Raw genomic sequence first — 26,900 nt, 5'->3', positions numbered from 1 at the left:
ACCACACATTGCTTAACGCTTAATCGAGCCAAGATCTTAATCGCAAATTAGGCGGCCAATTAAGAGAGTAGAGTCCAAAAACGGTAGATGTTTCATAAAAGTTAAGACTTTTGTCCAATAGAACATTCTGATAACAGCTTCTAGTATCCAAACTAACCATGACACCACAGCGATGGTCATCATCAAGGAGAAGCCAGTGTCAGATAAAGATCCCCTCAGCTACCAAAAACAACACCGCCCTCGCCGCGATTTTGAGACTCGAGCCGCTTATTTGGAAAATGAGCTGTTGATCATGAAGCCTAAACGCTGGCGAATTAACTTACCCATTCGAGATTATCGCTTTGAGTTTGAAGACTTAGTACCGGCGCTGGCGGCCACTATTGGCAAAATAGTCATGGTGGCGGCAGTTGCTGCTGCCTTTGCGGGGCCACTTGGCTTATCTAATGAATTTGTCGTGGAAAACGTACGCTTTGAAATGCTGATTGCTGCAGTATTATTTGTGATCTTATTTTCAGGTTTAATTAACCCCAGAGCTAACTTGGCGGGCACCCACGGCCCTATGATACCGCTTATTCCCTTGATTGTTGCCTCGGGGGGGCATCCACTGGCATTGGGGTTGTTGGTGGCTTTTTTTGGCTTATTGCTCAGTATCAGTAAAGGCGGCAGTAAGCTGATGGCACTGACCAGTGAAGGAGTACGCGGTGGCTTATTGATTTATCTAGGCGCCATTGGGCTTATTAGTCAAATCAGTGCCCTTAATAGTTGGGCTAAAGGCTTTGATATGGCTTATATCGCCTTCGCGGTGATCTTAAGTACCATTATTATGTATGCCTTATTAGCCCGTCTAGAAATGCGCTGGCTATCGATTCCGCTGGGCTCAGGCATTGCCTTTATTATTGCTCTAGCACTGGGTGCGCCCTTTGAATTTGTGACCAGCCCTGGCATGCCCCATTTAAGCCCCGCTTATTGGTGGGGTGAAACGACCGGCTGGCAGATGGGTTGGCCACAGTTGCATCATTTTATAAGTTCAGCGCCCTTTGCGGTATTAGCAGTGGCGATGTGGTCGCCCGATTTTATGGGACACAGAGTCTTCCAAGAGCTGAACTATCCGAAAAAGGCCACCAAAGTGCTAATGAACGTAGATGACACTATGGGCATTGCGGCGGTGCGCCAAGCGGTAGGCAGCGTGCTAGGGGGCGGTAACCTTACTTCGTCTTGGGGTACTTATATGATCCCCGCCGCCATCGCTAAGCGCCCTATTCCCGCTGGCGCCATTTTAACCGGCGTGATGTGTATTGTAGCAGCTATTTGGGGCTACCCCATGGACTTAGCCGTATGGGATCCTGTGCTTCGCGTGGCATTAATTGTGGGGGTATTTATGCCTTTGTTAGAAGCGGGCATGCAAATGACGCGTGACACTACCAGTAGCCAATCAGCTGGCATAGTGGTATTTGCTTCGGCCTTTGTAAATCCAGTATTTGGCTGGTCGCTTACTATGCTGCTCGATAACTTAGGCTTAATCGGTGATAAAGAGCGCGGTAAGACGCTACGTCGCACCGACCGCTGGGTGATCCCCGGTGTCACTTTTTTAGTCTTATTAGCGATTATGGCAACCGTTGGCATGCTACCGGGTATTCCGGGTTTAATTGCTCACTAATATAACGAGCGACTACACAGAGCTACAAAGCCCGAATTTGTTATTACAGACTCGGGCTTTTTTTATCCTAGCTCCCACCGAGACTCGAGCAAAACCAGACTTAGGATTAAATTCCAGTTGGCACAGCTAAAACCTGCCTAGCGCACCTGCCGACCTTAGCAGCACTCTACTAAATAGAGATACGGCTAATTGTCTTATGTTTAGCTTGGCACTCACGCTATGTTTTACAACTCAGCCTTCCAGCAATTAAACCTCAAACTCCGCCGCCAAGCGGCTTACGCCTAAGCCATGGCTCTTACTTAATTTAATTTGCACCGGCACCCGCTCTTTAAGTGCCTCAATATGGCTGATCACGCCAATCATTTTACCACTGGCATTGAGCGCATCGAGCGCATCGAGTGCCACTTCTAATGTTTCCGAGTCTAGCGTGCCAAAACCTTCATCTAAAAATAACGAGTCAATGCGCGTTTTACTGCTCACCAAGTCTGACAAGGCTAAGGCCAGCGCCAAGCTCACTAAGAAACTTTCACCGCCTGATAAGGTCTGGGTATCGCGCGCGACATCCGCTTGCCAAGTATCAATCACTGATAACTCCAACTCTCCGCCCTCAGTACGCGCTAATTGGTAGCGGCCATGTAAGCGCACTAAGCGCAGATTAGCTAAATGCACTAAGTGCTCAAGCGTTAGCCCTTGGGCGAACCGACGATATTTTGCGCCATCTGCCGAGCCAATCAGGTGATTTAATTGCTCCCATAGCTGTAACGTTTGCTGCTCAGCTTCGATGTTGGCAAATAGCGATTGTTGACGGGCGCGGCGCTTAGCATCTGTGTCTAATTGGGTACGCCAGCCCCCCACTTGTTGTTGTTGAACGTCGTATTGCGCTTGAGCCTGTTGCAACTGCGCTTGTAAGGCTGCGTAGTGAGTGGGGTCTACTTCACCCAGTATAAGTTTAGCCGCCGCTACCGATTGCTCCGCTTGTTCGGCCAAGGTCTGGGCGCGTTGTAAGGCTTGCTCTAATTGGCGCTGGTTTTCTACTAATTGCGCGAGCTCCTCCTCACTAAATAAGGCAGCCAAAAAACCGGCTTCATCGCTAAAGGGGCTGGCAGCTAATTGCTGCTGCCACTTGGTTAATCGGCTTTGCAAGTCGGCGCTAAGCTCTGACTCTTGTTGGTACAGCGTATCAAGGCGCGCCGTTTTTTGTTGTACTTGTTGCTGCTCCTGTTGCCATTGCTCCGCCAATTTATTGAGCTCGGCGCTGGGGTTAGTCACGTCGGTGCGCGCCGGAAAATCATCGATATTAAGCGTGGCCCAGCGCTCTTGCCACTGGCGATGCTCGGTGCCCGCCAGCTGTAACTGTATGGCTACCTGCTGGCTATCGGCGCTAAGTTGCTGATGTCGTAACTGCTGTTCTTTCCAAGCTTGCCATTGTTGTTCACAGTCTGCCAACCAAGTTGGCCAATGCTGAGGAACTGCCCAACCAAGCTTAGCCAGTGCTGTGGCGAGGGCGGCCTCTTGTTCAATTATATAATCTTGTTGCTCAGTCAGTAGTGCTTGCTGCTGGGCGTGTTGTTGAGTTAACGACTGCTGTTCTTGGCTGAGCAAACGCTGATTATTTTCTAACTGGCTTAGCGCCTGTTCCACATGGCGCGTCGCCGTTTGCGCGACTTGTACTCGCTCTTGCTGTTGCTCCACATCATTAAGCTGTTGGCTCAGCGTATGTAACTCTTGCTGACGCTGTTCAAGTACTACTTGTTGAGAGTTAAGATCAACGTCATTAATCTGCAATTGGGCTAACAGGCTCGTTAACTGCTCCTGCAACTCAATCAGCTCCTCTGCCAATACTTGCACTTGGTGCTGACGTTGCGCCAATTCTGCTTGGTGTTTGGTCACGGTATGACTTAATTGCTGACCTTGTAACTCGCGCTCGGCGCGCTCTAACTGCTTAGCCGCCAAGCTCGCAGCAGTAGCATCGTCCAGTGCTTGATAAGCCTCGATGGCCGGATGCTGCTCACTGCCACATAACGGGCAGGCTTCATCTGGCTGCAATCTTGCTCTGTGCTCTTCAAGTGCACGAATGCGCTGTTCTTGTTCGAGCAGCTTTTCTTTATCACGAATTTGTTCTTGTAAAACTTTATAGGCTAAACGCGAGTCGTTGAGCTGCTGCTCAAGTGCGTCCAGCTCAGGCTGCTGTTTAGCAATGCTCTGGGTGAGTTGTTGATGAAGCGCTTGCTGTTTAGCCATTTGTGCCCAAAGCTGGTGCACTTGGCTCCACTTTCCCTGCTGCTGACTTAGTATTTGTAGTTGTTGACGAAGCTCACCGAGTGACTGCCCCGCTAACAGCTGGGTGAGCTTATGTTGCTGTTGTTCGGTGTCGGCTTGTTTTATTACTAACTGTTGCTGACTGGTAGCAACTAGGTGTTGGTTGCGCTCTTGCTGTGTCTTTAACTCATTAAGTTGGGTTTGCAGGCTAAGCTGTGCTGCTTGACCATGTTTTAACTGCGCTTGTTGCTTACTCAGCTCAGGCACTTGTACTCGCCAAGTGCCTAATAGCTCTCCTAAGCGCTCTGCTACGGGGTTGCTGGCCATTTGCTGGTCTAGCTTTGCTTGTTCATGATTAAGTTGCTGCTCAGCGCCGCTGAGTTGTTGTACTCGCTGTTTACTGACTTCTAGTGCCTGCCAAGTGAGCCGCTGTTGCTGATGCGTCGCTTGCGCTAGTTCAGCTTTTACTTGGCTTAGTTGATGCAATACCGACTGCTGGCGCGTATTCGCATCTTGCCACTGCTGCCAATAAGGCTGTAAGCGCTGAGCCGGCGCGGCAAGTTTAAGTTGTTGGCGCTGCGCCTCTTTGGCCAGCCATGCGCTATGAGCCACTTGTAGTGCCTGCGCGCTTTGAGCTTGTTGCGTTTTGGCGACTTGATAAGTCTTAATATGCTCAAGGCGAGCTTGTTGCTCAGTGATATTTTTCTGGCGGTGAATTAAGTCAGCTTCGGCTGCCGCCAGCTCTGTGTGCAGCTGCTGGCGGGCGGCGTCATCAAGCAATTCCATCCCTTGAGCATGAGCTGTTAATTCTTTTAGGGTGCCTTGTTGCTCGCGGGTATTTTCAAAGACGAGCCGAGAAATGTGTGCATAAATATCGGTGCCAGTCAGCTCTTCTAATAATTCGGCACGCTCATTAGCATTGGCATGCAAGAAGGCAGCAAATCCGCCTTGGGCGAGCAGCATCGATTTAGTAAAACGACCAAAATCTAAGCCACTGATGCTTTCTGTTAAGCGCAGCTTGTCATTAATTTTAGTGGTAATAATGGTGCCATCTAATTTAGCCAGCTCCACTTTAGGCGCTTGTAACTTGCCATCCACTTGATTACGAGAGCGACGTTGACTCCAAAAGGCGCGATAGCCTTGCGCTTTAACTTCAAATTCAACTTCAGCTAAGCACTCAGCAGTATGGCGAGTCATGAGTTCATTACTGCTAGCCGAGACTGATTTCATGCGGGGAGTTTCATGATACAGCGCCAAGCAGATGGCATCGAGTAAGGTGGTTTTACCGGCACCTGTGGGCCCTGTAATCGCAAATAAGCCGGAGTCGGTAAAAGGCGCTTTAGTGAAGTCTATTTTCCACTCCCCTTTAAGGGAGTTAATATTTTTTAGTCGCAGACTGAGGATCTTCATTGGCTCTGCTCCAGCTCGGCTAATACGTTTTGATATAAGCTTTGTAAGGCGTGCTGGCGCTCGGCTGTTAGCTCAGCTTGGCTAAGGCGCCGCTCAAATACTTGAAGGGGCGTTAACTCACTCAAGGTAATATGAGCATCACTGGTAAGGTTTGCAGGAGTACTGGCACGCTGGCGGCGCACCAATAATATCTCTAATGGTAGGCCGGCGATTAATTGCTCAATTTTTAATTGCAAATCACTTAAATAGTCGTCTTCAACAACGGTCACTTCTAGCCATACCTTATTCGCGTCGGCGGTGGCAGTGCTCTTAGTAGCCAATGCCGTTATGGCTTTTTCTAGTTCAGCTAAATTTCCTTTTAATCGCGCCAGCGGCTGAAAGACCGGCACCGCTAACGGAGTAATACAACTTAAGCGGTGGGCATTAAAGTCTACTAGCAGCACTTCTTTTTGTTGGCCTACTTCATCAAAGCTTAACGCTATGGGCGAGCCGCAATAGCGCATATGCTCATGGCCACCGACTGTTTGGGGCCGGTGAATATGACCAAGTGCTAAATAATCGAAGGGCGCAAAGGCATGAGCAGGAAAGGCATCAAGGGTGCCAATATAAATCTCTCGTACTGAATCACTGCTGCTGGCACCGACTGTGGTTAAATGTCCAGTGCCAATAATAGGCAAGTGGTGTCCATGGGCGGTATGGTGTTGTTCACTTAATAGCTTGGCGTGCTCAAATAATTGCTGGTAATGGCCAGCAATCGCCTGTTGCAGGCTCTGCTGTTTATCTTGGGCACTTTGGCCAGACTCACTGCTCATGACCTCGCGCGCCCGAATAAACGGCACGGCACATAAGAGGGCACCGCTGCTTCCTTGGCGGTTATGAAGGAGTAGCACTTGCTGGTTAAGCTCAGCCATTACGCCTGGGATCACTTGCACATTTAAACAGCCCAGCAAGCTTCGCGACTCATTAAGCATGGCTACCGAGTCGTGATTACCACCTAAAATTATTAGCTGCGTATTGGCGTGCTGCAACTTAACAATAAAGTCGTTATATAACTCACGGGCATAACTGGGTGGGGTACCCGTATCAAACACATCTCCTGCCACTATCACTGCATCAACCGCGTGGGCGTGCACTTGCTCTACTAACCAGTGCAAAAACGCTTGGTGTTCTTCGAGACGGGTTTTACCCATAAAGTGTTGGCCAAGGTGCCAGTCGGAGGTGTGCAAAATACGCATAATATCTCAACTGTAAAAAGTGAGGCACTATTAGACCCGCTCTCAGCAAGGCTGGCAAATTTGGCATTAAATAACGCAAGATTTGCTGTTAAAGAGTAACAAGCGTCTTGGCCTAGGCTCGTTTGCGCGCTAGGTTAGCGTCACATTATTGGTTATTAAGACTCCCTATGCCCTTTTCTTATGACTATTTAGCACTGGCTGCAGCGGCATGTTGGGCCCTTGCTAGCTTATTTTCGGCCCACGGCGCCCGCCATCTTGGCGCCGTGGCCTTTTCTCGTTGGCGAATGTTTTGCGTCAGCATCATGCTGTGGACTCTGGCCTTATTTAGTGGCGGTTGGACTAGCCTCACCAGTGCTCATATTGGTGTTATGGCGGCCTCAGGTTTAGTGGGTATTTTTATTGGTGACACGGCGTTATTTGCCGCCATGAACCGACTTGGCCCTAGGCGAGCTAGCGTATTATTTGCCACCCACGCCTTATTTTCTGCGCTATTGGCGTATGTTATTTTTGGGGAGAAAATTCAAGGTTGGACGCTAATTGGCTGCATACTGCTGATGGGCGGCGTTATGCTCGCCATTTTTATGGGTAAGCGCGCACACGATAACCATGTCTGGGAACAAGATATTGGTAAGCTTTGGGTAGGAGTGGCGTTAGGATTATTGGCCGCCTTATGTCAGTCAATAGCCACTTTAATGATGAAGCCGGTGATGATGGACACGCTATCACTGGTTGATCCTATCTCAGCCTCGGCGGTACGCATGAGCACGGCGTTTAGTGCTCACCTTTTATTGCTATGGTGCGGATGGTCAGGCGCTAAGGCATTGCGCCGCATTAATTGGCCTATTTTTGGCATGGTAGCCGGCAATGCTTTACTGGCGATGGGCATTGGCATGACGCTGATTTTGGTAGCACTGCGCCAAGGTAATGTGGGCATGGTAGCCATGCTCAGCTCGGTGAGTCCGGTGTTAGTGTTGCCTTTATTATGGCTACTGACTAAAAACCGCCCCGCCTTAGGGGCCTGGGCAGGAGCGGCGATTAGCGTGCTAGGTACAGTTTTAATAGTGGCTCGCCACTAGGTGCGAGTGAAGTGCGAGGTTAAATTAGCTGCGTTACTTCAAGCCAAATGTTTGACTGTTCACGCCTCCCTTTTACTTCTCACTTATAACTTTAAGCCTTCTTTAGCAATCACTGCTTTAACCTTAGGGTCTGCTAGCAAAGTGGCGTAGTGGCGGGCCACATTGGGGTAATCGGCTAAGCCATTTGCCAGCACCTTACTCGCCCAATAACAATAAACAAAGGCGCAGGCATCAATAATGCCCATTTCATCTTCAAGGTAATAATCACGACTCGCTAAATGACTATCCATGCGCTTAAACAGGGGTTGCACTTGGGCGGGCACGGCCGCTTTAATGGCTTTTTTAGCTTCAGCACTAGTATCAGTGGTGTACTTTTCTGGGTTAAAAAAGGGCGCGAAGGCACGATACACATCGGCATTAAAAAAACTTAACCAATAATCACACTGCGCTTTTAGTACCGGATCTGCTCCAGGCCCAAAGGGCTCGCCCGCTGGTAAACGAGAAAGATAGCGCAAAATAGCGCTATTTTGATAAAGCGCGCCCATATCAGGGGTAAATAATACCGGCACCGTGCCCAGATAATTTACTTTGGAAAATTCAGGGTCACGGGTATTAGCCACTTCCACTTCATAAGGTAAGTCTAACCATGCCAAAACAATATGAGCCGCTAAAGAACAAGCACCAGGGCGATAATATAATTTCATTCATACCTCTCTTAAATAACACTCTTAAACCTTAGATTAACCCGGCTTTAGAGGGGTGGTTTTGTCGCTATTTTTTATGCAATTTGATCTTTGTTGCGACTGATTTTGACAAAATCCCACCAATAATCACCTATTAATTCTAACCCCTCTTGTTATAGCACGCCTTATTCATTTTGCTTTGACACTCGATCATTTTAATCTTCAATACTAAGCAGCATTTTTTTAAGTAAATCTGCAAGCTGGCGCTGTTCTTGGGGATTAAGAGGATTAGCCAGCTCAGCTTCCGCGCTCAAATGATGGCTCACTGCTTCTTCAAGCACGCTAAGCCCCTCGGGCGTTAAGGTAACAATAACGCCGCGCTTATCATGATCAGCTTGGGCACGACTGACTAAACCGCGACTTTCTAAGCGGTTTATTCGATTAGTCAGCGCGCCCGAGGAGATAAGCACCATGCTTTGCAACTGGTTAGGAGAAAGCTGAAAGGTAGGGGGGTGGGCGCAGCGCGGCCAATACATCAAACTCACCGACGTTAAGCTTATAATGCGCTAAATCTTGTAACACTCGACGACTAATAAAATACTCTAACCGCACTATGCGCCCGATAACTTCGGTGCTCGCTAAATCAAGATCAGGGCGTGCTTGCTGCCACAACGCCACAATGCGATCTATTTGGTCTAACGCAGTGTCGGGCTCACAATTAACAGACGTGTTATCCATATTTTTATCTTCCATAGAGTAATGCTGGATGTTCATCAGCTGCTTTTGAGTCTATATTTTTGGATAATACCATAAAGAATTTAGTTGCCATCCTGTAGCACTGGCTTTTTAATATACAAAATAATCGCTAAGTTAACTCAACTAACCGCCGTCATTGACGTTTAACGCCCGTGTTACTTGCGCTATACTCGGCGGGTTTCAAGAATCAATAACAATAGATAAAGCCAACTGGGAGAATAAAGGTGAGCCTGTTAAAAAAACTCTTGCTTGTCGGCGTTGCCGCTGCTGCATTAAGTGGTATGGCTTACGCCGCCAACGATATGTCCTCTGAAGCCATTGATGCGCGCACTAAACCCGTCGGCAGCGTATACATGGCTGCGGATCTAGAAGGCATAGTAGGCGCTAGTGCCGATGCACAAGACAGCGAAGAAGAAGCGGGTCCTCGCGATGGCGAGACGGTATACACAGCCCATTGTGCTGCTTGTCATGGTACAGGTGCTGCTGGCGCTCCTATTAAAGGGAATGCTGAGCAGTGGGAATCTCACGTTGCTAAAGGCCACGAGACGTTAGTTAAGCACGCCTTAGAAGGCTTCCAAGGTATGCCGGCACGTGGTGCTTGTGGCGCTTGCTCTGATGAAGAAATTATTAATGCCGTGGATTACATGTTGGATGCTATCTAAGCTTTCGATATAAGCCACTAATAAAAAGCCGCTTAATGCGGCTTTTTTGTTGTTCGTGAGGAATAAGGCGCAGCCTACCCCCGCTAAAGACCAGAGCTTAGCGCTATTATTTCCCGTTACTGATCCACTCACCCATCACCCATCACCCATCATTTATTAAACATGGCGCGGATATCGGCAATGGCCGCTTGCCCTTTTTCCATACGCTCAGTTTCACTGGGTGGCTTGCGATTATGCTCCCAGTCTAAGTCTTGCTGGGGTAATTCAAGCAAGAAACGACTGGGCTCAGGGCGTAACAGCTCACCATATTGGCGCCGCTCCCGGCACAAGGTAAAGGTAAGTGCTTGTTGCGCACGGGTAATACCCACATAAGTAAGACGACGCTCTTCGTCAATGTTGTCTTCATCTATGCTGCTTTGGTGGGGTAATAAGCCCTCTTCCATGCCCACCATAAATACATAGGGAAACTCCAACCCCTTAGAGGAATGCAGTGTCATTAGTTGTACTTGCTCGCCATCATCTTCTTCTTCGCCGCGCTCCATCATGTCGCGCAGCGTTAAGCGGATCACCACCTCGGGCAAGGTCATGGCATCATCCAACTCAGAGCCCACTAACATCTGGCTCACCCATTTAAATAAGGTAGAGACGTTTTGCATACGCATTTCAGCGGCGCGAGGGCTTGGCGAGCTTTCGTATAACCACTGTTCATAGTGAATATCTTTAATCATATCGCGCACCGCATCTTGAGCCGCACCCCGCTCGGCTTGCTCACCGCGGCGTACCAACCATTGAGTAAAGCCGCGCAATGCCATTAAGCCGCGCCCTTCTAAAGTTTGCTCAAGGCCCAGTTCGAAGCTGGCGGCAAATAAGCTTTTTCCGCGCTGATTCGCGTAGTTACCTAGTTTTTCGAGCGTAGTGGGGCCAATTTCTCGACGCGGCGTATTCACTACTCGTAAGAAGGCATTGTCATCATCTGGATTCACTAATAAGCGCAAGTACGCCATGATATCTTTGATTTCACTGCGCGAGAAAAATGAAGTACCTCCACTTATCTTGTAAGGAATACGGTTAGTCATTAACTGTTTTTCTAATAACCGCGACTGGTGATTACCGCGATACAAAATCGCGTACTCGCCAAATTTAGCACCATTCATAAACTTATGCCCCATGATCTCGGCTACCACTCGCTCTGCCTCATGGTCTTCATTTTTAGCAAATAGCACTCGCACCGGCGCCGCATATTTCATCTCAGAAAATAGCTTTTTTTCAAAGACATGGGGGTTATTGGCAATCAAGATATTAGCGCACTGCAAAATCTGGCCACGAGAGCGATAATTTTGCTCTAGCATGATCACCTTGAGCTGGGGATAATCCTCTTTGAGTAACACCAAGTTTTGCGGTCGTGCACCGCGCCACGAATAAATGGACTGATCATCATCACCCACTACAGTAAAGCGCGCGCGCTCACCGGCTATTAACTTTACTAATTCGTATTGGCTGGCATTGGTATCTTGATATTCATCGACTAGCAGATAGCGGATTTTATTCTGCCAAAATTGGCGGACTTGCTCATTGGTTTTTAACAATAAGGTGGGCATCAAAATAAGATCGTCAAAATCTAATGCGTTATAAGCTTTCATCTGGCGCTGGTAGCGCTCATACATTTGGGCAAATAACACCTGTTCGGGATCTCGTGCAATGCGTGCCGCGCGAGCCGGCAACACCAAATCGTTTTTCCAATTAGAAATAGTACTCACTAGGCGACTAAGCGACTCTTTATCACCCTCTAACTCTTGATCGGTTAAATCCTTTAATAGTGCCAACTGATCTTGATCGTCAAACAGCGAGAAGCCGGCTTTTAAGCTCAGCGTCTTATGCTCACGGCGAATAATATCTAAACCCAGACTATGAAACGTCGAGACCATTAGTCCGCGCGCTTCAGCTTTAGTTAAGGTTTGCAGTACCCGCTCCTTCATCTCACGGGCCGCTTTATTGGTAAAGGTGACGGCGGCGATATTGCGCGCTTTATAGTCACATTTTCGCACCAGATAGGCGATTTTATTGGTGATCACCCGCGTTTTACCACTGCCGGCGCCCGCCAATACCAGACAAGGCCCGCTAATAAAATGCACCGCTTGGTCTTGGGCTGGATTTAACTTCATAAGGCACTCCGACAGATAAGCAGGAGCGCCATTCTAGCGGCTAGCCGCCACAGGGGAAAGCCTTGCCAACGGTGAGGAGTGAAGTGTAAAAAGCGAAGAGACAAAGCAAAATCTTAAAAACTCATGACTTTTTTGCCACAAAACCCACTAAATCCGTAAAAAAAATTAACATAAGATAACTTCGACAAGTGCCAAATACGTGATGATTAAAAAATTGCTTTCTGATGGCCGAGTGTGGTTCTTACCAAACATTGTTTTACCTAGGTTTTGGCTTTTTCAGATCTGCTCTCTACTTTTGTATAAAGTTCGTTACAAAGAGTAATTTTTATTTAGCTTGGTGCTAATCGCTTGGCGCTATGTTTGTGCTTTACACTTGTCTCTTAACCGCACATGATCTTATCAGTGCTTATTTAATTGAACTGCTATGACTCTCGATATAAACCGCCTTAGACTCGACTTTCCTATTCTGGCCCAAAAGGTTAATGACCAGCCCTTGGTGTATTTAGATAACGCCGCCACCACTCAAAAACCACAAGTGGTGTTGGATGCGCTGGCTCATTATTACCACAGTCAAAATGCCAATGTGCATCGCGCTGCTCATGCGCTAAGTAGCGAGGCCACTCACGCCTTTGAAAACGCCCGTGCCAAGGTAGCGACTTTTATTAATGCGCCCGATACCGCCCAAATTATTTGGACCCGCGGCGCCACCGAGGCCATTAATCTAGTGGCTTACAGTTTTGGTATGCAGCACTTAACCGCCGGGGATGAGATTGTACTATCGACTATAGAGCACCACGCCAATATAGTGCCCTGGCAGCAAGTAGCCGCCGCCACTGGCGCCAGCATTAAGGTGATACCACTGGAGGCCAATGCCGAGTTAGATATGGCGGCGGCCGCCGATTTATTTTCACCGCGCACTAAATTATTGGCGGTGAGTCATGTCTCTAATGCGCTGGGTATCATTAATCCTATTGAACAATTAATCGCCATGGCCAAAGCCGTGGGCGCAGTGACCCTGCTTGATGGCGCGCAGGCGGTGGGTCATTTCTCGGTGGATGTACAGGCGCTCGATTGCGACTTTTATGTGTTTTCTGGGCACAAGATGTTTGGCCCTACCGGCATCGGTGTCTTATATGGCAAACGGGAATTATTGGAAAAAATGCCGCCTTGGCAAACCGGCGGCGAGATGATTAAAAAAGTGAGCTTTGAAAAAACTACGTTTGGCGCGCTGCCCTTTAAGTTTGAGGCGGGCACGCCCAATATTGCCGGTGCCATCGGCTTGGGAGCGGCGGTAGATTATTTAATGAGTTTGGATCGCCACGCCATCGCTAAGCATGAACAGGCGTTACTGGCGCAACTACTCACTGGCTTAAATGCTATGCCAAAAGTGCATATTATGGGTCGCCCTCAAGTCGGCGCCGTGTCTTTTGTCATTGATGATGTGCATCCCCAAGACGTAGCCACCTTGTTGGATATGCAAGGCATAGCGGTGCGCACCGGTCATCACTGCGCCATGCCCTTAATGCAAGCTTTGGAGTTGCCAAACGGTACTCTTCGCGCCTCACTGGCTTTTTATAATAACGCCGACGATATTGCCGCCTTGCTGGCGGGACTTGCTAAAGCAGAGGAGTTTTTCTAATGCCGCCATTTGGCTATACCATTACCGACACCGATATTCGCCACCTTTTTGCCAACGCTCGCAGCTGGGAAGCCCGCTATAAAGAACTGATTAAACTCGCCAAGCAACTACCACCCTTAGCTGATGCAGATAAGATAGAGGCTAACGTCATTCATGGCTGCGAAAGTCAAGCGTGGCTGGTAAGTAAAGTGGATGCTCAAGGATGTTGGCAACTGCATTGCGACTCAGATGCGCGTATCATTAAAGGCTTAATGGCGGTAGTGTTGGCGGCGTTAAATAATCACACCGCTGAGCAAATTCAAGCCTTCGACATGGAAGCCTACTTCGCCGATTTACAACTGCTCAATCATTTAAGCCCCTCCCGGGGCAATGGTTTAAGAGCAGTAGTCACCGCTATCAAACAAAGCTGTACGCTGCCCGTTAATGATAAGGAATAAAGACTTTTTCGCCACGCAATACACGGACCTAGGGCGATAAAAGGTAAAGAGCTTGGTTAGTGATTTAGTATTTATCTTCAAGCCTGATTAATAAATAGATTATTTTTATTCCGGTCGTTGTTCCGTGTATTCCGTGGCAAATATGATTTAACTCTTAGCTGCCAGTTTGGATAGCACTCTGCTGACCATAAAGAAACCAAAGGTGGCGGTGATATGGGTGATGGCACCAAAGCCCGAGGCGCAGTCCATCTTCATGGTGCCATCCAATTGCGGCTTAGCATTACAAATACCGCCATCCCCATCTGGATATTTAGGCTGCTCGGTAGAAAAGACACAATCCACACCAAATTTTCGTTTAGGGTTAGTGCTGAAATTATGAAAACGGCGTAGCTCGTTACGCACTTTAGCCGCCAATGGATCTTGAATGGTTTTGCTCAGATCGCGGATCATGATCTGACTAGGATCCGTTTGTCCGCCGGCGCCACCGGCGGTGATCACTGGGATCTTGTTGCGCTTACAAAAAGCGATCAAGGCTACCTTGGCTTTCACCGAGTCGATGGCATCCACTACATAATCAAAATTCGTTAGTAAATATTCTGCTTGGTTATCAGCACTAATAAAATCATCAATCACGGTCACTTTACAGTCGGGATTGATCAGCTTAATGCGCTCGGCCATAGCTTGGGTTTTTTCTTGGCCAATTTGATTAGCGAGCGCATGAATTTGGCGATTAGTATTGGTGATACAGATATCATCCATATCTAAAAGCGTGATGGCACCGATACCAGAGCGCGCCAGCGCTTCTGCCGCCCACGAGCCCACGCCACCGATGCCCAGCACACAAACATGTGATTGACTAAAGGTGCTTAAGGCATCATTGCCATACAGGCGGGCAATACCACCAAAACGCTGCTCAAAACTCATTGTTTACTCCCTAAATGTGCGGCCAGTATATCAAGCCCAGTTAAGGTTGGGGAATACAGCTATGTAAAGAGGTAGCAGAATTGCCTACGCCAACGCGCTGAAACACATCCATGTGGCGCTCGGCAAATGCCATCCTTGGCATTTAACGGTTGGCTACGACAATTCCTACCACCTCATCACAACGATATGGAGCCGCCTGCTGATAACACCAACACACAGTACCGCCAGCCGAACACTCAAATGCTAACGAAGAGGCTGCTGAGATAACCTAAGCCGACCATCACATAACATGGACGTTATGTGCTGAGCGTCGCAAGGAGGCGGCTTAGCGAGTCGGCGGTGGTTGCTCTGCAGTCTCTAAGCGCTAGTTGGTGATACTAAGAGTCGCAATTAAAACTCGAGATCAAAAAAGGGAGCCGAAGCTCCCTTTTTTATAGTGCGCTAGTTAAAGCTAGCGACTCACTATTTAAAATTAACCACCAACGGCGATGTTTTGCATGTCGGTCATGTAAGAACGCAAGGTCTTACCGATAATCTCAACTGGGTGATTACGAATCGCTTCGTTCACTTCAATTAAGCGACGGTTATCTACCGAGTTAGACTTAACGTCGAAGCTCTTACCGATGACGTTAGTCTTAACGCTTGGCATAAACTTCTCACGCAACAAAGGCACAGCAGCGTTAGCAAACAAGTAGTTACCGTACTCTGCAGTATCAGAGATAACTACGTTCATTTCGTACAAACGCTTACGGGCAACGGTATTAGCAATCAGTGGCAGCTCATGCAAAGACTCGTAGTAAGCAGACTCATCGATGATGCCGGAGGCAACCATAGCTTCAAACGCCAATTCTACGCCGGCTTTAACCATGGCTACTAACAAGATGCCGTGGTCAAAGTATTCTTGCTCGTCGATGGCAACATCTGTTGCTGGATACTGCTCGAAGCTAGTGTCGGCAGTTTCTTCACGCCAAGTCAGCAGGTCTTTATCGTCATTGGCCCAGTCAGCCATCATACCGGCAGAGAAGTTGCCTTGGATGATGTCATCCATGTGCTTGTTGAACAGGGGACGCATCAAGTCTTTCAGCTCTTCCGCCATGTCGAAGGCTTTGATCTTAGCTGGGTTAGACAAACGGTCCATCATATTTGTGATGCCGCCTTGCTTGAGCGCTTCGGTGATGGTTTCCCAACCAAATTGGATAAGCTTGCCTGCATAACCGGCGTCGATACCGTCGGCCAGCATTTTTTCGTGGGCCAAGATGGCGCCCGCTTGCAGCATACCACACAGAATGGTTTGCTCGCCCATTAAGTCAGACTTAACTTCGGCTACAAAAGAAGACTCTAATACGCCGGCACGGTCGCCGCCAGTGGCAGAAGCCCAAGCTTTAGCGATAGCCAGACCTTCGCCTTTAGCGTCGTTTTCTGGGTGTACCGCAATTAGAGTTGGAACGCCAAAGCCACGCTTATATTCTTCACGTACTTCAGTACCTGGGCACTTAGGTGCAACCATAACCACGGTAATGTCTTTACGGATCTGCATGCCTTCTTCAACGATGTTGAAGCCATGTGAGTAACCCAGTGCGGCGCCTTCTTTCATTAACGGCATAACGGCGTTAACAGCAGAGGTGTGCTGCTTGTCAGGAGTTAGGTTCATCACTAAGTCGGCGGTTGGGATCAGCTCTTTGTAAGTGCCGACTTTAAAGCCGTTTTCGGTGGCTTGCTTGTAAGACTGGCGCTTTTCAGCAATGGCTTCGTCACGTAATGCATAAGCTACGTCAAGACCTGAGTCACGCATGTTTAAGCCTTGGTTTAGGCCTTGTGCGCCACAACCGACGATCACGACTTTTTTACCTTTCAAAAAGTCACAGCCATCAGCAAATTCGCTACGCTTCATAAAGCGGCACTTGCCCAACTGCTCAAGCTGCTCGCGCAGAGTCAAAGTATTAAAGTAATTATTAGCCATTAAGTAGACTTCCTATTAATTCATTGATGAAAAATTTATGCACCGCTGCGTCTTACTGCGATGTCGACTTAGCTACTATACCTCAAGTGCATCATTGCTTAAAATGATATATTCGAAATAGAGTGTTGCGGTTTAAGCAACATTAAAGACAGCGCTTTAGTTTCCCTTGGTACGGGACGCTGGGTGCTATGTTTAAGGAAACCGCCGTGGATTTTCGTCATCTGGAATTATTTGTGCACTTAAGCCAGAGTTTGCACTTTGGCCATACCGCCGATGCGCTGGCAGTGAGCCCCTCAACCCTAAGTCGCGCCATTCAGCGACTTGAACAAGAGGTGAGTTGTGAGCTATTTACTCGCGATAACCGCACCGTAACACTCACCGATGCTGGCCTGCGCTTGCAGCAATTTGCACAAGGCTGGCTCAATGATTGGCAACTGCTTAAACAAGAGCTAAAACATGGCGATGAAAGTTTACAAGGGCGCTTGCGCGTCTATTGCTCGGTCACGGCCAGCTATTTCTTATTACCCGGTATCTTAGAGCGTTTTCGCAGCCGCTACCCTCGCCTTGAAATTCGCTTAGAAACCGGCGATCCGGCGCTCGCCATTGATAAAATATTGGATGATGAAACCGAGCTCGCCATCGCCGCCCGCCCTGATGCGCTGCCTGCTAAAGTGCACTTTATTAATCTACAAACGGTGCCTATGGTGTTTATTGCCCCCACCACATCAGGCCCAGTCAGTGACTTACTGGAACAAAAGCCTTTGGATTGGCAACGTTTACCGGTGATTTTATCGGAGCAAGGGGTAGCCAGAAAACGGGCTAATCAATGGTTTAAGAGCAAAGGCATTAGCCCTAATATTTATGCAGAAGTGGCCGGTAATGAGGCTATTATTGGCATGGTGGCACTGGGTTTTGGGATTGGCGTGGTGCCGCGCGTGGTGATTGATCACAGCCCCATGGGCGATAAGGTACGAGTGTTATCGGCCAGCCCTGCATTGAAGTCCATTGAAGTGGGGGTGTGTTTATTGAAGAAGCGTCTTGACGACCCGCTTATTCAAGCCTTCCAACAAACGGCGTTAGAACCGGTTTAGAGAAAGCGCTACATTTAACGCCCTACGTTAGAGATACACATCGTTTTTCTTGACGTATAGCGTACAGCGCACAACGCAAGGCGCTAAAAGCTGACGTCGTCGCTCAATTAAGGCTAAAATGCGTTATAGCCTAAGGAGATCATCATGTTAGACCCTAAAAAATTAGAAGAGATAGCGCGCCAAATTCAAAATAACCTACCTAGTGGCATTAAGAATATGGGCGAAGAAGCAGAAAAGCGTATTCGTACTGTGTTGCAAGCACAGCTGGGTAAGTTGGATATGGTCACGCGTGAAGAATTTGATGTGCAGACCAATGTTTTACTGCGCACTCGCGAAAAGCTTAATACGCTAGAAGAAAAGCTCAGCGTACTTGAGCAACAGCTAACTGCTAATTCCGCTCCTCTTAAGCTTGACGATGAGCAGTCAAACTAACAGCGCACTGGCTGAGCAAGTGCGAGCGGCCTGTTTACGGGCGGCTCAAGCCGCCTATGAAGAAGGTGGCTGGCTAGGGTTATGTCAACAAGGGCGTTTTGAACTCGCGATGGAGGCCATTATTGCACTTAATTTAGATGCGCTTATTGAGAGCTCTAAACACCAATAAGCCAGTAGTGACATGCTCACTACTGGCTTATTTTTAGCTTACTGTGTATTAATTTTAAATAAATTCAAAAGCATCACCAAATAATTGTTCAGCGACGACTCCTTTCTCTTTAAAGGCTTCACGCGCTACACCCGCCATCTCAAAGCGCCCCGCCACGTACACATCGTAATCATGCAGGCTTAAGAAGTCGTCCATAATGGCTTCATGCACTAAACCGCTGCGACCTTGCCACTGGGCATCAGCGTTTTGGACCACCGGAATATAGGTGAGCTGTGGATGCTCATCGGCCCAAGCCTTCATCTCTTCATCGGCATAAAGATGCTGAGCAAAACGTACGCCCCAATATAAGAATATCGGTTGTTTGAAACCATCGGCTAAGAGCTGTTGTAAGATAGAGCGCGTATAAGCAAAGCCTGTCCCACCGGCCATTAAAATCACCGGATGCTGAGAGTCGGCGCGTAAATGTGCTTTACCTGCAGGTAACTGTACTTCAATTTTACCTTGGTCTTGCATACGCTTTAGTACTTGCACCGCATAAGTATTATCCGGTGTAGCACCAATGTGCAGCTCTAAAGTCTCGTCTTTAGTGACGGTATTAGCAATGGAAAACGGACGTTTATCGTCTTCAGCCATCACTACTAATAGATATTGGCCTGGCAGAAAATCCACGGCCATTTCTGGCTTTAAGCGCACATACCATAAGGTATCGGCCATCTCCGTTAAGGCTTCTACATTACATATTACATTTTGCATGACTGTCCTTTGAATTCTCTCTGTTAACATTTTATTTGATGTTGGAATCGAAAATCCCCAGTTGATCCCATAAGCCGTCTACTTTTTCTTTTACGCTGTCAGGCATAATAATTGGCACCCCCCACTCTCTGTCGGTTTCACCTGGCCATTTATTGGTGGCGTCCATGCCCATCTTAGAGCCTAGGCCTGAGACAGGAGAAGCAAAGTCTAAATAATCGATAGGAGTGTGTTCAATCAAGGTGGTATCGCGCGCGGGATCCATGCGGGTAGTGATGGCCCAAATCACATCGTTCCAATCTCTGGCATTAATATCATCATCACAGACGATAACAAACTTAGTGTACATAAATTGGCGTAAATACGACCATACACCGAGCATGACACTTTTGGCATGACCCGGATAGCGCTTTTTAATGGTGACGACTGCCATGCGATAGGAGCAGCCTTCGGGCGGTAAATAAAAGTCGACGATTTCGGGAAACTGTTTTTGTAAAATCGGGACAAACACCTCATTGAGCGCCACGCCCAAAATCGCCGGCTCATCGGGCGGGCGTCCAGTATAAGTAGAATGGTAAATGGCGTCTTGGCGACGGGTAATACGCTCGACAGTAAATACCGGAAACTCATCCACTTCGTTGTAATAACCGGTGTGATCACCATAAGGGCCTTCTGGCGCCATCTCGCCCGGATAAAGATAACCCTCAAGCACAATTTCGGCACTGGCCGGCACTTCCAAATCACTACCAATACACTTAACGACTTCAGTACGACTACCGCGTAACAAGCCCGCAAAAGCATATTCCGACAAAGTATCGGGTACAGGGGTGACAGCGCCTAGAATAGTCGCAGGATCCGCACCTAAGGCCACCGCCACCGGATAAGGTTGGCCGGGATTAGCTTCTTGCCATTCTTTAAAGTCCAGCGCGCCGCCTCTGTGGCTAAGCCAACGCATAATCAGCTTATTTTTGCTTAACAATTGTTGGCGATAAATGCCCAAATTTTGCCGCTTTTTATAAGGACCACGAGTAATAGTTAGCCCCCATGTCACTAGGGGTGCCGCATCTCCTGGCCAACAGTGCTGGATAGGTAACTGGGTAAGATCCACCTGATCGCCTTCCAGGATCACTTCTTGGCAAGGCGCTTTCTTAAGCCGCTTCGTGGGCATATTCAGCACTTGCTTAAAAATAGGCAGCTTATCCATCAGCTCTCTTAAGCCTTTAGGCGGCTCTGGCTCTTTTAAATAAGATAACCAGCGGCCCACTTCTCGCAGTGCGCTCACATCGGTTTGCCCCATGCCCATGGCCACTCGTTTAGGCGTGCCAAACAAGTTGCCTAACACCGGCATCGTAAAGCCTTTTGGGTTTTCAAATAATAGCGCCGGGCCGCCCGCTTTTAGCGTACGGTCACAAATTTCCGTCATTTCCAGATAGGGATCGATTTCATGCTGGATACGCTTGAGTTCGCCCTGAGCTTCGAGTTGCGTAATAAAGTCGCGCAAGTCCTTATATTTCATAGGTTTATTCCAAGTGCATCGACAAAGACTTCCGATTATAGCCTGTTCGCTTTGCCTTGTATTGAGCAATAAAAAACCGCGGACAGGCCGCGGTTTTTAAGAACATAAAATACTTATTTTTGCTGACGTTTCATGGCATCAAAAAATTCATCGTTAGTTTTGGTCATGGCCAACTTATCGATTAAGAACTCAACCGCGTCACTTTCACCCATAGGATGCACAATTTTGCGCAAGATCCACATTTTTTGCAGCTCATCTGGGGTGGTCAGTAGTTCTTCGCGGCGCGTACCTGAGCGAGTAATGTCGATAGCAGGATACACCCGCTTTTCGGCAATCTTACGCGACAGATGCAGCTCCATGTTACCGGTGCCTTTAAACTCTTCGTAGATAACATCATCCATCTTAGAGCCAGTTTCAACCAGTGCAGTAGCAATAATAGTGAGACTGCCGCCCTCTTCTACATTACGCGCTGCACCAAAGAAGCGCTTAGGACGATGCAGTGCGTTAGCATCAACACCCCCAGTTAACACCTTACCGGATGAGGGGATGACGGTGTTATAAGCGCGCGCCAAACGGGTAATAGAGTCGAGCAAGATCACCACGTCTTTTTTGTGCTCAACTAAGCGCTTGGCTTTTTCGATCACCATATCCGCCACTTGTACGTGGCGCTGTGCAGGCTCGTCAAAAGTAGAAGCAATCACTTCTCCTTTTACCATGCGCTGCATCTCGGTCACTTCTTCGGGGCGCTCATCAATGAGTAATACAATAAGTACACACTCAGGATGATTGTAGGTAATGCTCTGCGCAATATTTTGCAGCAACATGGTTTTACCGGCTTTAGGTGGCGCGACAATTAAGCCACGCTGGCCTTTACCAATCGGTGAAGCCAAGTCTAGAACTCGAGCGGTAATATCTTCGGTTGAGCCATTACCGCGCTCCATTCTCATGCGCTCGTTAGCATGCAGTGGCGTTAAGTTCTCAAATAAAATTTTATTACGCGCGTTTTCAGGACGGTCGTAGTTAACTTCATTGATTTTTAGCAGTGCAAAATAACGCTCACCGTCTTTAGGTGGGCGAATTTTGCCGGCTATGGTATCACCGGTACGCAAGTTGAAACGGCGAATCTGACTGGGCGAGACGTAGATATCGTCGGGTCCGGCCAAATAAGAAGAGTCGGCACTGCGTAAGAAGCCAAAGCCATCTTGCAATATTTCCAGTACGCCATCGCCAAAGATATCCGCGCCGCCTTTGGCATGCGCCTTCAGAATAGCGAAGATAATATCTTGTTTACGTAAACGGGCGAGGTTTTCCAAGCCCATGGTCTCACCAAGCTTTACTAGCTCAGGGACGGGGGTATTCTTGAGTTCAGTCAGATTCATAGTGGTGGGTTTCTATCAACCAGGATATGTGAAATAGTAGAAAAAAGTCTGCTGAGGTGAGACTTAAAAATGCAGGGCCGATTTAACGTGGCACAAATGTAGGTTAGCAAACGATTAACAAGTTAGCATTAAAAAGACAGGCCGTCTATAAAAACAACAAGGGATGCTTTGCGCATCCCTTGTTTAATTTATGACGACTACAGATTCGCGTCTAAGAATTCTTTTAACTGCGACTTAGACAAAGCGCCCACTTTAGTCGCGGCCACTTCACCGTTTTTAAATAGCAGTAAAGTAGGAATACCACGAATACCAAATTTAGGTGGCGTGTCGGCATTTTGGTCGATATTCAGCTTACCCACCGTTACCTTGCCTACGTACTCGCCCGCTACTTCTTCTAAGATTGGCGCAATCATCTTACAAGGACCACACCATTCAGCCCAAAAATCAACTAATACGGGACCACTCGCTTTTAGCACGTCCGCTTCGAAGCTGGCATCGGTCAGCTGCACAATTTTGTCACTCATCTCCAACTCCAGTTAGTTTTGTTACTGCTCAACAGGTAATGTAGAGCCAATATAGAATTTAGTTGGTCTATTCCAAACGATCCTGTTTATTATTGCAAGCCTAACCTGATATTGTGAACGTTATGAGCAAAACACACTTAACTGACGTAAAATTTGCCCAGCTGGGTCTACAACCACAAGTTGTGACCGGTTTGGATGCAAAAGGATTTTATCAATGCACGCCAATTCAGGCGCTGTCATTACCCTATTTAATTCAAGGCAAAGATTTAGCCGGCCAAGCACAAACCGGAACCGGTAAAACTATTGCCTTTCTCGCGGCGACTTTTAACTACCTACTCACGCACCCAGCGACGCAGGCGCGCCAAGTTAACCAGCCCAGAGCCATTATCATGGCGCCCACGCGCGAGCTGGCAGTACAAATTTATAATGATGCTGACACCTTAAGCGCCAGTACTGGCTTAAAGCTAGGCTTGGCCTATGGCGGGGAAGGCTACGAAGAGCAAACTGCTGTATTAAACGCTGGGGTCGATATTTTAATTGGTACTACTGGGCGCATTATCGACTTCTTAAAAAAACAAGTCATCGATATGGGCGCTATCCAAGCAGTGGTACTTGATGAAGCGGATCGCATGTTTGATTTAGGCTTTATCAAAGACATTCGCTTTTTATTCAGACGCATGCCGCCCCCTCAGCAACGGCTCAATATGTTATTTTCAGCCACGCTGTCGTTGCGAGTACAAGAGCTGGCTTATGAGCATATGAATAGCCCTGAAGAAGTGACCATAGAGCCGGCTCGTAAAACAGGCGTCGCCATTAAAGAAGAGCTGTTTTATCCCGCTCAAGAAGACAAATTGTTGTTATTGTTAACCTTAATTGAAAACGAATGGCCTGATAAAGCCATCGTTTTTGCTAATACTAAATATAGCTGTGAAAAAGTGCATGCTTGGTTAGCTGCCGATGGTCATAGAGTCGGACTGTTAACCGGCGATGTGCCCCAGCGCAAGCGCTCAGCGATTTTAGAAGAGTTTACTAAAGGTGACTTAGATATTTTAGTAGCCACCGATGTGGCGGCGCGGGGTTTACATATTCCTGAAGTTTCTCATGTCTTTAATTACGACCTACCCGATGATGCCGAAGATTATGTGCATCGCATTGGCCGTACCGGTCGTGCCGGTGCGAGCGGCTGCTCTATCAGCTTTGCCTGTGAAGAGTATGTCTTTAATCTGCCAGCCATTGAGGAATACATTGAGCACGCAATCCAGGTCAGTAATTATGATAAAGACTCTTTGTTAGATGATGTGACACCGCCACTGCGCATTCATCATCATAGAGCGACATCCAATCGCAAACCCAATAACGGTCAACGCCGCCCCAGTGCTCCACGTCGGCGTCCTGGTTAACGGAGGCTTATAGTGAAAAATAGCGCCCTGTATGCTGCCATCGACTTAGGCTCTAACAGTTTTCATATGCTAGTGGTAAATGAAGTAGCAGGAGCCAGTCGTACCCTTGCTAAAATTAAGCGTAAGGTTCGCTTGGCGGCAGGGTTGCAAGAGGATGGCAGTCTCGATCACGCCGCGATGGAGCGTGGTTGGGACTGCTTACAGTTATTTGCCGAACAACTACAAGATGTGCCTGCAGAAAATATTCGTATTGTGGGTACGGCGACATTACGCCTGGCAAGCAATATCCAAGTATTTTTAGACCAAGCACACGCCATACTAGGCCACCCTATTCGCATTATTTCCGGTGAAGAAGAAGCTGCTCTTATTTATGAGGGAGTGGCATGGACCTCATCAGGAACCGGACGACGCCTCGCGATTGATATAGGTGGCGCCAGTACCGAGCTAGTGATTGGTGAAGGAACCTCGGCGTTATTATTAAATAGCCTAGATATGGGTTGTGTCACTTGGCTTAAGCGCTATTTTAATGATGGTAATTTGTCTGAGACTAACTTTGAGCAAGCCATCGCTGCAGCGCGCCAAGTGTTAGTGCCAAACGCCAGTGCTTATCTCAAATTAGGGTGGCAAGGTTGCATTGGCGCATCAGGTACGATTCAAGCCATTCAAGAAATAATGATTAATCTTGGCGAAGATGAACGTATTACTTTGCCAAAACTCCAAGCCCTTAAAAATGCCGCTATTGACTGTAAAACCCTCGCTCAGCTGCACTTACCTGGTCTTAAAGCCGAACGGGTAAGTGTATTCCCTTCAGGATTGGCTATCCTCATTGCGCTATTTGATATGTTAGCCATCGACGACATGGTGTTAGCTGGGGGGGCGCTACGAGAAGGGTTAATGTATGGCATGTTAGGCCAGCATCAAGATCGCGATGCCAGAGTGCGCAGTCTTGATAGTTTAATGGATCGCTATCAATTGGATCGCACTCAAGGAGAACGAGTCCGTAACACGGCTCTACTAGCATTTAAGCAAGTAAATGAGCGCCAGCCCCTAGAAGATGCAAGTGATGATATATTGGGCTGGGCTGCCATGATGTATGAGTTGGGCTTATGTATTGAATATAAGCGTGCGCCTGAGCATGGGGCTTATATTCTCAGCCATATCGACTTGCCCGGCTTTACCGTTGCCCAAAAACAATTATTAGCCGCACTGCTCCTTAACCAAAGAGATGACTTCCAACTGGCGGCGCTAGAGCAGCAAAGTGCGACTAGCTATGAACAGGCGATTTTGCTGACCCGCCTGCTGCGCATTAGCATTATCCTCTGTCTGCGCCGCACTAAAGGCACTGTGCCTGACTTTCACGTTAGTGCTCAAGGCATTGAACTCACACTTACCCTGCCGCCAAACTGGAGCCAAACTCACCATCTTCGCGCCAGCGAACTCCAGCAAGAAGCACAACGCCAAACCGAGTTAGGTTGGCCCTTGGTTATAAAACAGGGTGAAGAGTAAGGTGTAGGATAAGTAGTAGAGACTAAAGATTTTCTCGCCACGGAATACACGAAAGAACACTAGGGAACAAGACGGTTCTATTGGATAGAGCTTGCAAAAAATATCTGTTTTCGCTTTTCTCTACTTTCGTGGCTTTTCGTGTACTTTGTGGAAAAAACGGCTTTATATTGAAAAAAGGCGCCTTGCGGCGCCTTCTTTATTGCGGATAACGGCTGATTATTACTTCTTATCGCTGTACTTGGCCAACTGTTCTTCTTTTAGCCACGTCGCCACGCGCTTGGCAAAGTAGGTTAAAATGCCATCGGCCCCAGCGCGCTTAAAGCACATTAATGACTCCAGTACCGTTTCGCGCTCTTTTAACCAGCCATTTTGGATCGCTGCCATATGCATGGCATATTCGCCACTCACTTGATAAGCAAAAGTCGGCACCCCAAACTGCTCTTTTACGCGCCGCACTACATCTAAATACGGCATACCGGGTTTAACCATGACGCTATCGGCACCCTCTTCAATATCAAACGCCACCTCTTGTAGCGCTTCATCGCTATTGGCCGGATCCATCTGGTAGGTCGACTTATTCGCGCCTTTTAAATTAGCCGCTGAGCCGACAGCATCGCGAAAGGGGCCATAGTAGTTAGATGCATACTTTGCCGAATAAGCCATAATTTGAGTGTTAATAAAACCACCCGCTTCCAGCGCTTTTCGAATCGCCCCAATACGCCCATCCATCATATCGGATGGCGCCACGATATCGGCGCCCGCTTTAGCATGACTGAGCGCCTGCTTAACTAACACCTCGGTAGTAACATCATTAACCACATAGCCGGTATCATCTAAGATGCCGTCTTGACCGTGCACCGTAAATGGATCCAGCGCTACGTCTGTCATCACTCCCAGCTCAGGGTAAGCGGCTTTTAGCGCACGCACCGCTTCTTGAGCTAATCCGGCATCATTATAAGCTTCTTCAGCCATCAAGGTTTTTTGCTCCGCATTCACCACGGGAAATAATGCAATTAAGGGCAAGCCAAGCTCAACTAACTCGCCGGCTTCTTTAACAAGTAAATCAATCGATAAGCGCTCAATGCCAGGCATAGAGTCCACAGCTTCACGACGCCCAATCCCTGGCAATACAAACACCGGATAAATTAAATCATCAACGGTAAGAGTATGCTCACGCACTAAACGTCGGCTAAAGTCTTGGAAACGGGTACGACGTAAACGACGGCTGTGAAAGCCCCCAAATATTTGTTGAGTCATGACAGCTCCTAGCTAA

Annotated in this window: 23 protein-coding genes; 10 read left to right on the top strand and 13 right to left on the bottom strand. The window is 48.0% G+C overall.

The annotated features are described in order from the left end of the window. The first annotated feature begins 196 nt into the window (after positions 1-196). The gene (locus tag CBP12_RS11655) at positions 197-1,657 is read left to right on the top strand and encodes a DUF3360 family protein (protein ID WP_086964596.1); all 1,461 of its coding nucleotides are present in this window, start codon (positions 197-199) and stop codon (positions 1,655-1,657) included. A gap of 246 nt (positions 1,658-1,903) precedes the next feature. Here CBP12_RS11655 and CBP12_RS11650 read toward each other — a convergent pair whose 3' ends face one another. Together CBP12_RS11650 and sbcD are read right to left on the bottom strand one after the other, a co-directional pair. Continuing rightward, on the bottom strand, positions 1,904-5,326 hold the full coding sequence (locus CBP12_RS11650; protein ID WP_086964594.1) for an AAA family ATPase: 3,423 nt from the start codon (positions 5,324-5,326) through the stop codon (positions 1,904-1,906). Continuing rightward, positions 5,323-6,561: an exonuclease subunit SbcD gene (gene sbcD, locus CBP12_RS11645; RefSeq protein ID WP_086964592.1), complete on the bottom strand. Its 1,239-nt coding sequence runs from the start codon at positions 6,559-6,561 to the stop codon at positions 5,323-5,325. The genes CBP12_RS11650 and sbcD overlap by 4 nt, the downstream gene beginning before the upstream one ends. 167 nt (positions 6,562-6,728) lie before the next feature. Here sbcD and CBP12_RS11640 point away from each other — a divergent pair, with 167 nt between their 5' ends. Then, the gene (locus CBP12_RS11640) at positions 6,729-7,637 is read left to right on the top strand and encodes a DMT family transporter (protein ID WP_086964591.1); all 909 of its coding nucleotides are present in this window, start codon (positions 6,729-6,731) and stop codon (positions 7,635-7,637) included. An 83-nt stretch (positions 7,638-7,720) separates the two neighbouring features. Here CBP12_RS11640 and CBP12_RS11635 read toward each other — a convergent pair whose 3' ends face one another. The 3 genes from CBP12_RS11635 to CBP12_RS13765 all read right to left on the bottom strand — a co-directional run bounded on the left by CBP12_RS11635 (position 7,721) and on the right by CBP12_RS13765 (position 9,058). After that, positions 7,721-8,341, bottom strand: a complete 621-nt coding sequence (locus tag CBP12_RS11635) for a glutathione S-transferase family protein (protein ID WP_086964589.1) — start codon at positions 8,339-8,341, stop codon at positions 7,721-7,723. Between the two features lie 194 nt (positions 8,342-8,535). Beyond that, positions 8,536-8,856: a MarR family winged helix-turn-helix transcriptional regulator gene (locus CBP12_RS13770; protein WP_232455067.1), complete on the bottom strand. Its 321-nt coding sequence runs from the start codon at positions 8,854-8,856 to the stop codon at positions 8,536-8,538. Further along, on the bottom strand, positions 8,807-9,058 hold the full coding sequence (locus CBP12_RS13765) for a hypothetical protein (RefSeq protein ID WP_232455066.1): 252 nt from the start codon (positions 9,056-9,058) through the stop codon (positions 8,807-8,809). The genes CBP12_RS13770 and CBP12_RS13765 overlap by 50 nt, the downstream gene beginning before the upstream one ends. Before the next feature lie 242 nt (positions 9,059-9,300). Between CBP12_RS13765 and CBP12_RS11625 the strand changes: the two genes are divergently transcribed. Continuing rightward, complete coding sequence (locus tag CBP12_RS11625; protein ID WP_232455065.1) at positions 9,301-9,738, top strand: c-type cytochrome; 438 nt, start codon at positions 9,301-9,303, stop codon at positions 9,736-9,738. Positions 9,739-9,887: 149 nt separating this feature from the next. Here CBP12_RS11625 and rep read toward each other — a convergent pair whose 3' ends face one another. After that, a complete protein-coding gene (rep, locus tag CBP12_RS11620; RefSeq protein ID WP_086964587.1) occupies positions 9,888-11,900 on the bottom strand; it encodes a DNA helicase Rep in 2,013 nt (670 codons plus the stop codon). 424 nt (positions 11,901-12,324) lie between these two features. Between rep and CBP12_RS11615 the strand changes: the two genes are divergently transcribed. Beyond that, positions 12,325-13,539, top strand: a complete 1,215-nt coding sequence (locus CBP12_RS11615; RefSeq protein ID WP_086964585.1) for an aminotransferase class V-fold PLP-dependent enzyme — start codon at positions 12,325-12,327, stop codon at positions 13,537-13,539. Then, positions 13,539-13,976, top strand: a complete 438-nt coding sequence (locus CBP12_RS11610; RefSeq protein WP_086964584.1) for a SufE family protein — start codon at positions 13,539-13,541, stop codon at positions 13,974-13,976. The genes CBP12_RS11615 and CBP12_RS11610 overlap by 1 nt, the downstream gene beginning before the upstream one ends. Before the next feature lie 147 nt (positions 13,977-14,123). Here the strand turns inward: CBP12_RS11610 and tcdA are convergent, their stop codons facing one another. Both tcdA and ilvC read right to left on the bottom strand, forming a co-directional pair. Next, complete coding sequence (gene tcdA, locus CBP12_RS11605) at positions 14,124-14,900, bottom strand: tRNA cyclic N6-threonylcarbamoyladenosine(37) synthase TcdA (protein WP_086964583.1); 777 nt, start codon at positions 14,898-14,900, stop codon at positions 14,124-14,126. A 472-nt stretch (positions 14,901-15,372) separates the two neighbouring features. After that, the gene (gene ilvC / locus CBP12_RS11600; protein ID WP_086964581.1) at positions 15,373-16,860 is read right to left on the bottom strand and encodes a ketol-acid reductoisomerase; all 1,488 of its coding nucleotides are present in this window, start codon (positions 16,858-16,860) and stop codon (positions 15,373-15,375) included. A 206-nt stretch (positions 16,861-17,066) separates the two neighbouring features. On the opposite strand from ilvC, the gene ilvY reads away from it, so the two are divergent. From ilvY to CBP12_RS11585, 3 genes are all read left to right on the top strand, one after another. Continuing rightward, the gene (ilvY, locus tag CBP12_RS11595) at positions 17,067-17,951 is read left to right on the top strand and encodes an HTH-type transcriptional activator IlvY (RefSeq protein ID WP_086964580.1); all 885 of its coding nucleotides are present in this window, start codon (positions 17,067-17,069) and stop codon (positions 17,949-17,951) included. A 144-nt stretch (positions 17,952-18,095) separates the two neighbouring features. Beyond that, positions 18,096-18,383: a ubiquinone biosynthesis accessory factor UbiK gene (ubiK, locus tag CBP12_RS11590; RefSeq protein ID WP_086964579.1), complete on the top strand. Its 288-nt coding sequence runs from the start codon at positions 18,096-18,098 to the stop codon at positions 18,381-18,383. After that, entirely contained in the window at positions 18,367-18,552 is a 186-nt protein-coding gene (locus tag CBP12_RS11585; RefSeq protein WP_086964578.1) for a hypothetical protein, read from the top strand. Before ubiK ends, CBP12_RS11585 begins: the two co-directional genes overlap by 17 nt. Before the next feature lie 54 nt (positions 18,553-18,606). Here the strand turns inward: CBP12_RS11585 and fre are convergent, their stop codons facing one another. The 4 genes from fre to trxA all read right to left on the bottom strand — a co-directional run bounded on the left by fre (position 18,607) and on the right by trxA (position 22,721). Then, complete coding sequence (gene fre, locus CBP12_RS11580) at positions 18,607-19,305, bottom strand: NAD(P)H-flavin reductase (RefSeq protein ID WP_086964577.1); 699 nt, start codon at positions 19,303-19,305, stop codon at positions 18,607-18,609. Between the two features lie 31 nt (positions 19,306-19,336). Next, complete coding sequence (gene ubiD, locus CBP12_RS11575) at positions 19,337-20,818, bottom strand: 4-hydroxy-3-polyprenylbenzoate decarboxylase (protein ID WP_086964576.1); 1,482 nt, start codon at positions 20,816-20,818, stop codon at positions 19,337-19,339. A gap of 113 nt (positions 20,819-20,931) precedes the next feature. Then, the gene (gene rho / locus CBP12_RS11570) at positions 20,932-22,197 is read right to left on the bottom strand and encodes a transcription termination factor Rho (RefSeq protein WP_086964575.1); all 1,266 of its coding nucleotides are present in this window, start codon (positions 22,195-22,197) and stop codon (positions 20,932-20,934) included. A gap of 197 nt (positions 22,198-22,394) precedes the next feature. Continuing rightward, on the bottom strand, positions 22,395-22,721 hold the full coding sequence (gene trxA / locus CBP12_RS11565) for a thioredoxin TrxA (RefSeq protein WP_086964574.1): 327 nt from the start codon (positions 22,719-22,721) through the stop codon (positions 22,395-22,397). Between the two features lie 122 nt (positions 22,722-22,843). On the opposite strand from trxA, the gene rhlB reads away from it, so the two are divergent. Next, entirely contained in the window at positions 22,844-24,121 is a 1,278-nt protein-coding gene (gene rhlB, locus CBP12_RS11560; RefSeq protein ID WP_086964573.1) for an ATP-dependent RNA helicase RhlB, read from the top strand. Positions 24,122-24,133: 12 nt separating this feature from the next. Then, entirely contained in the window at positions 24,134-25,627 is a 1,494-nt protein-coding gene (gene gppA / locus CBP12_RS11555; protein ID WP_086964572.1) for a guanosine-5'-triphosphate,3'-diphosphate diphosphatase, read from the top strand. Between the two features lie 219 nt (positions 25,628-25,846). Here the strand turns inward: gppA and hemB are convergent, their stop codons facing one another. Then, positions 25,847-26,884, bottom strand: a complete 1,038-nt coding sequence (gene hemB, locus CBP12_RS11550; protein WP_086964571.1) for a porphobilinogen synthase — start codon at positions 26,882-26,884, stop codon at positions 25,847-25,849. Positions 26,885-26,900 lie beyond the last annotated feature (16 nt).

It is taken from the genome of Oceanisphaera avium, assembly GCF_002157875.1.
Classification (GTDB): Bacteria; Pseudomonadota; Gammaproteobacteria; order Enterobacterales; family Aeromonadaceae; genus Oceanimonas; species Oceanimonas avium.
The sequence above is the reverse complement of the archived record's forward strand: the minus strand, read 5'-3'. Positions and strand labels throughout refer to the sequence as shown.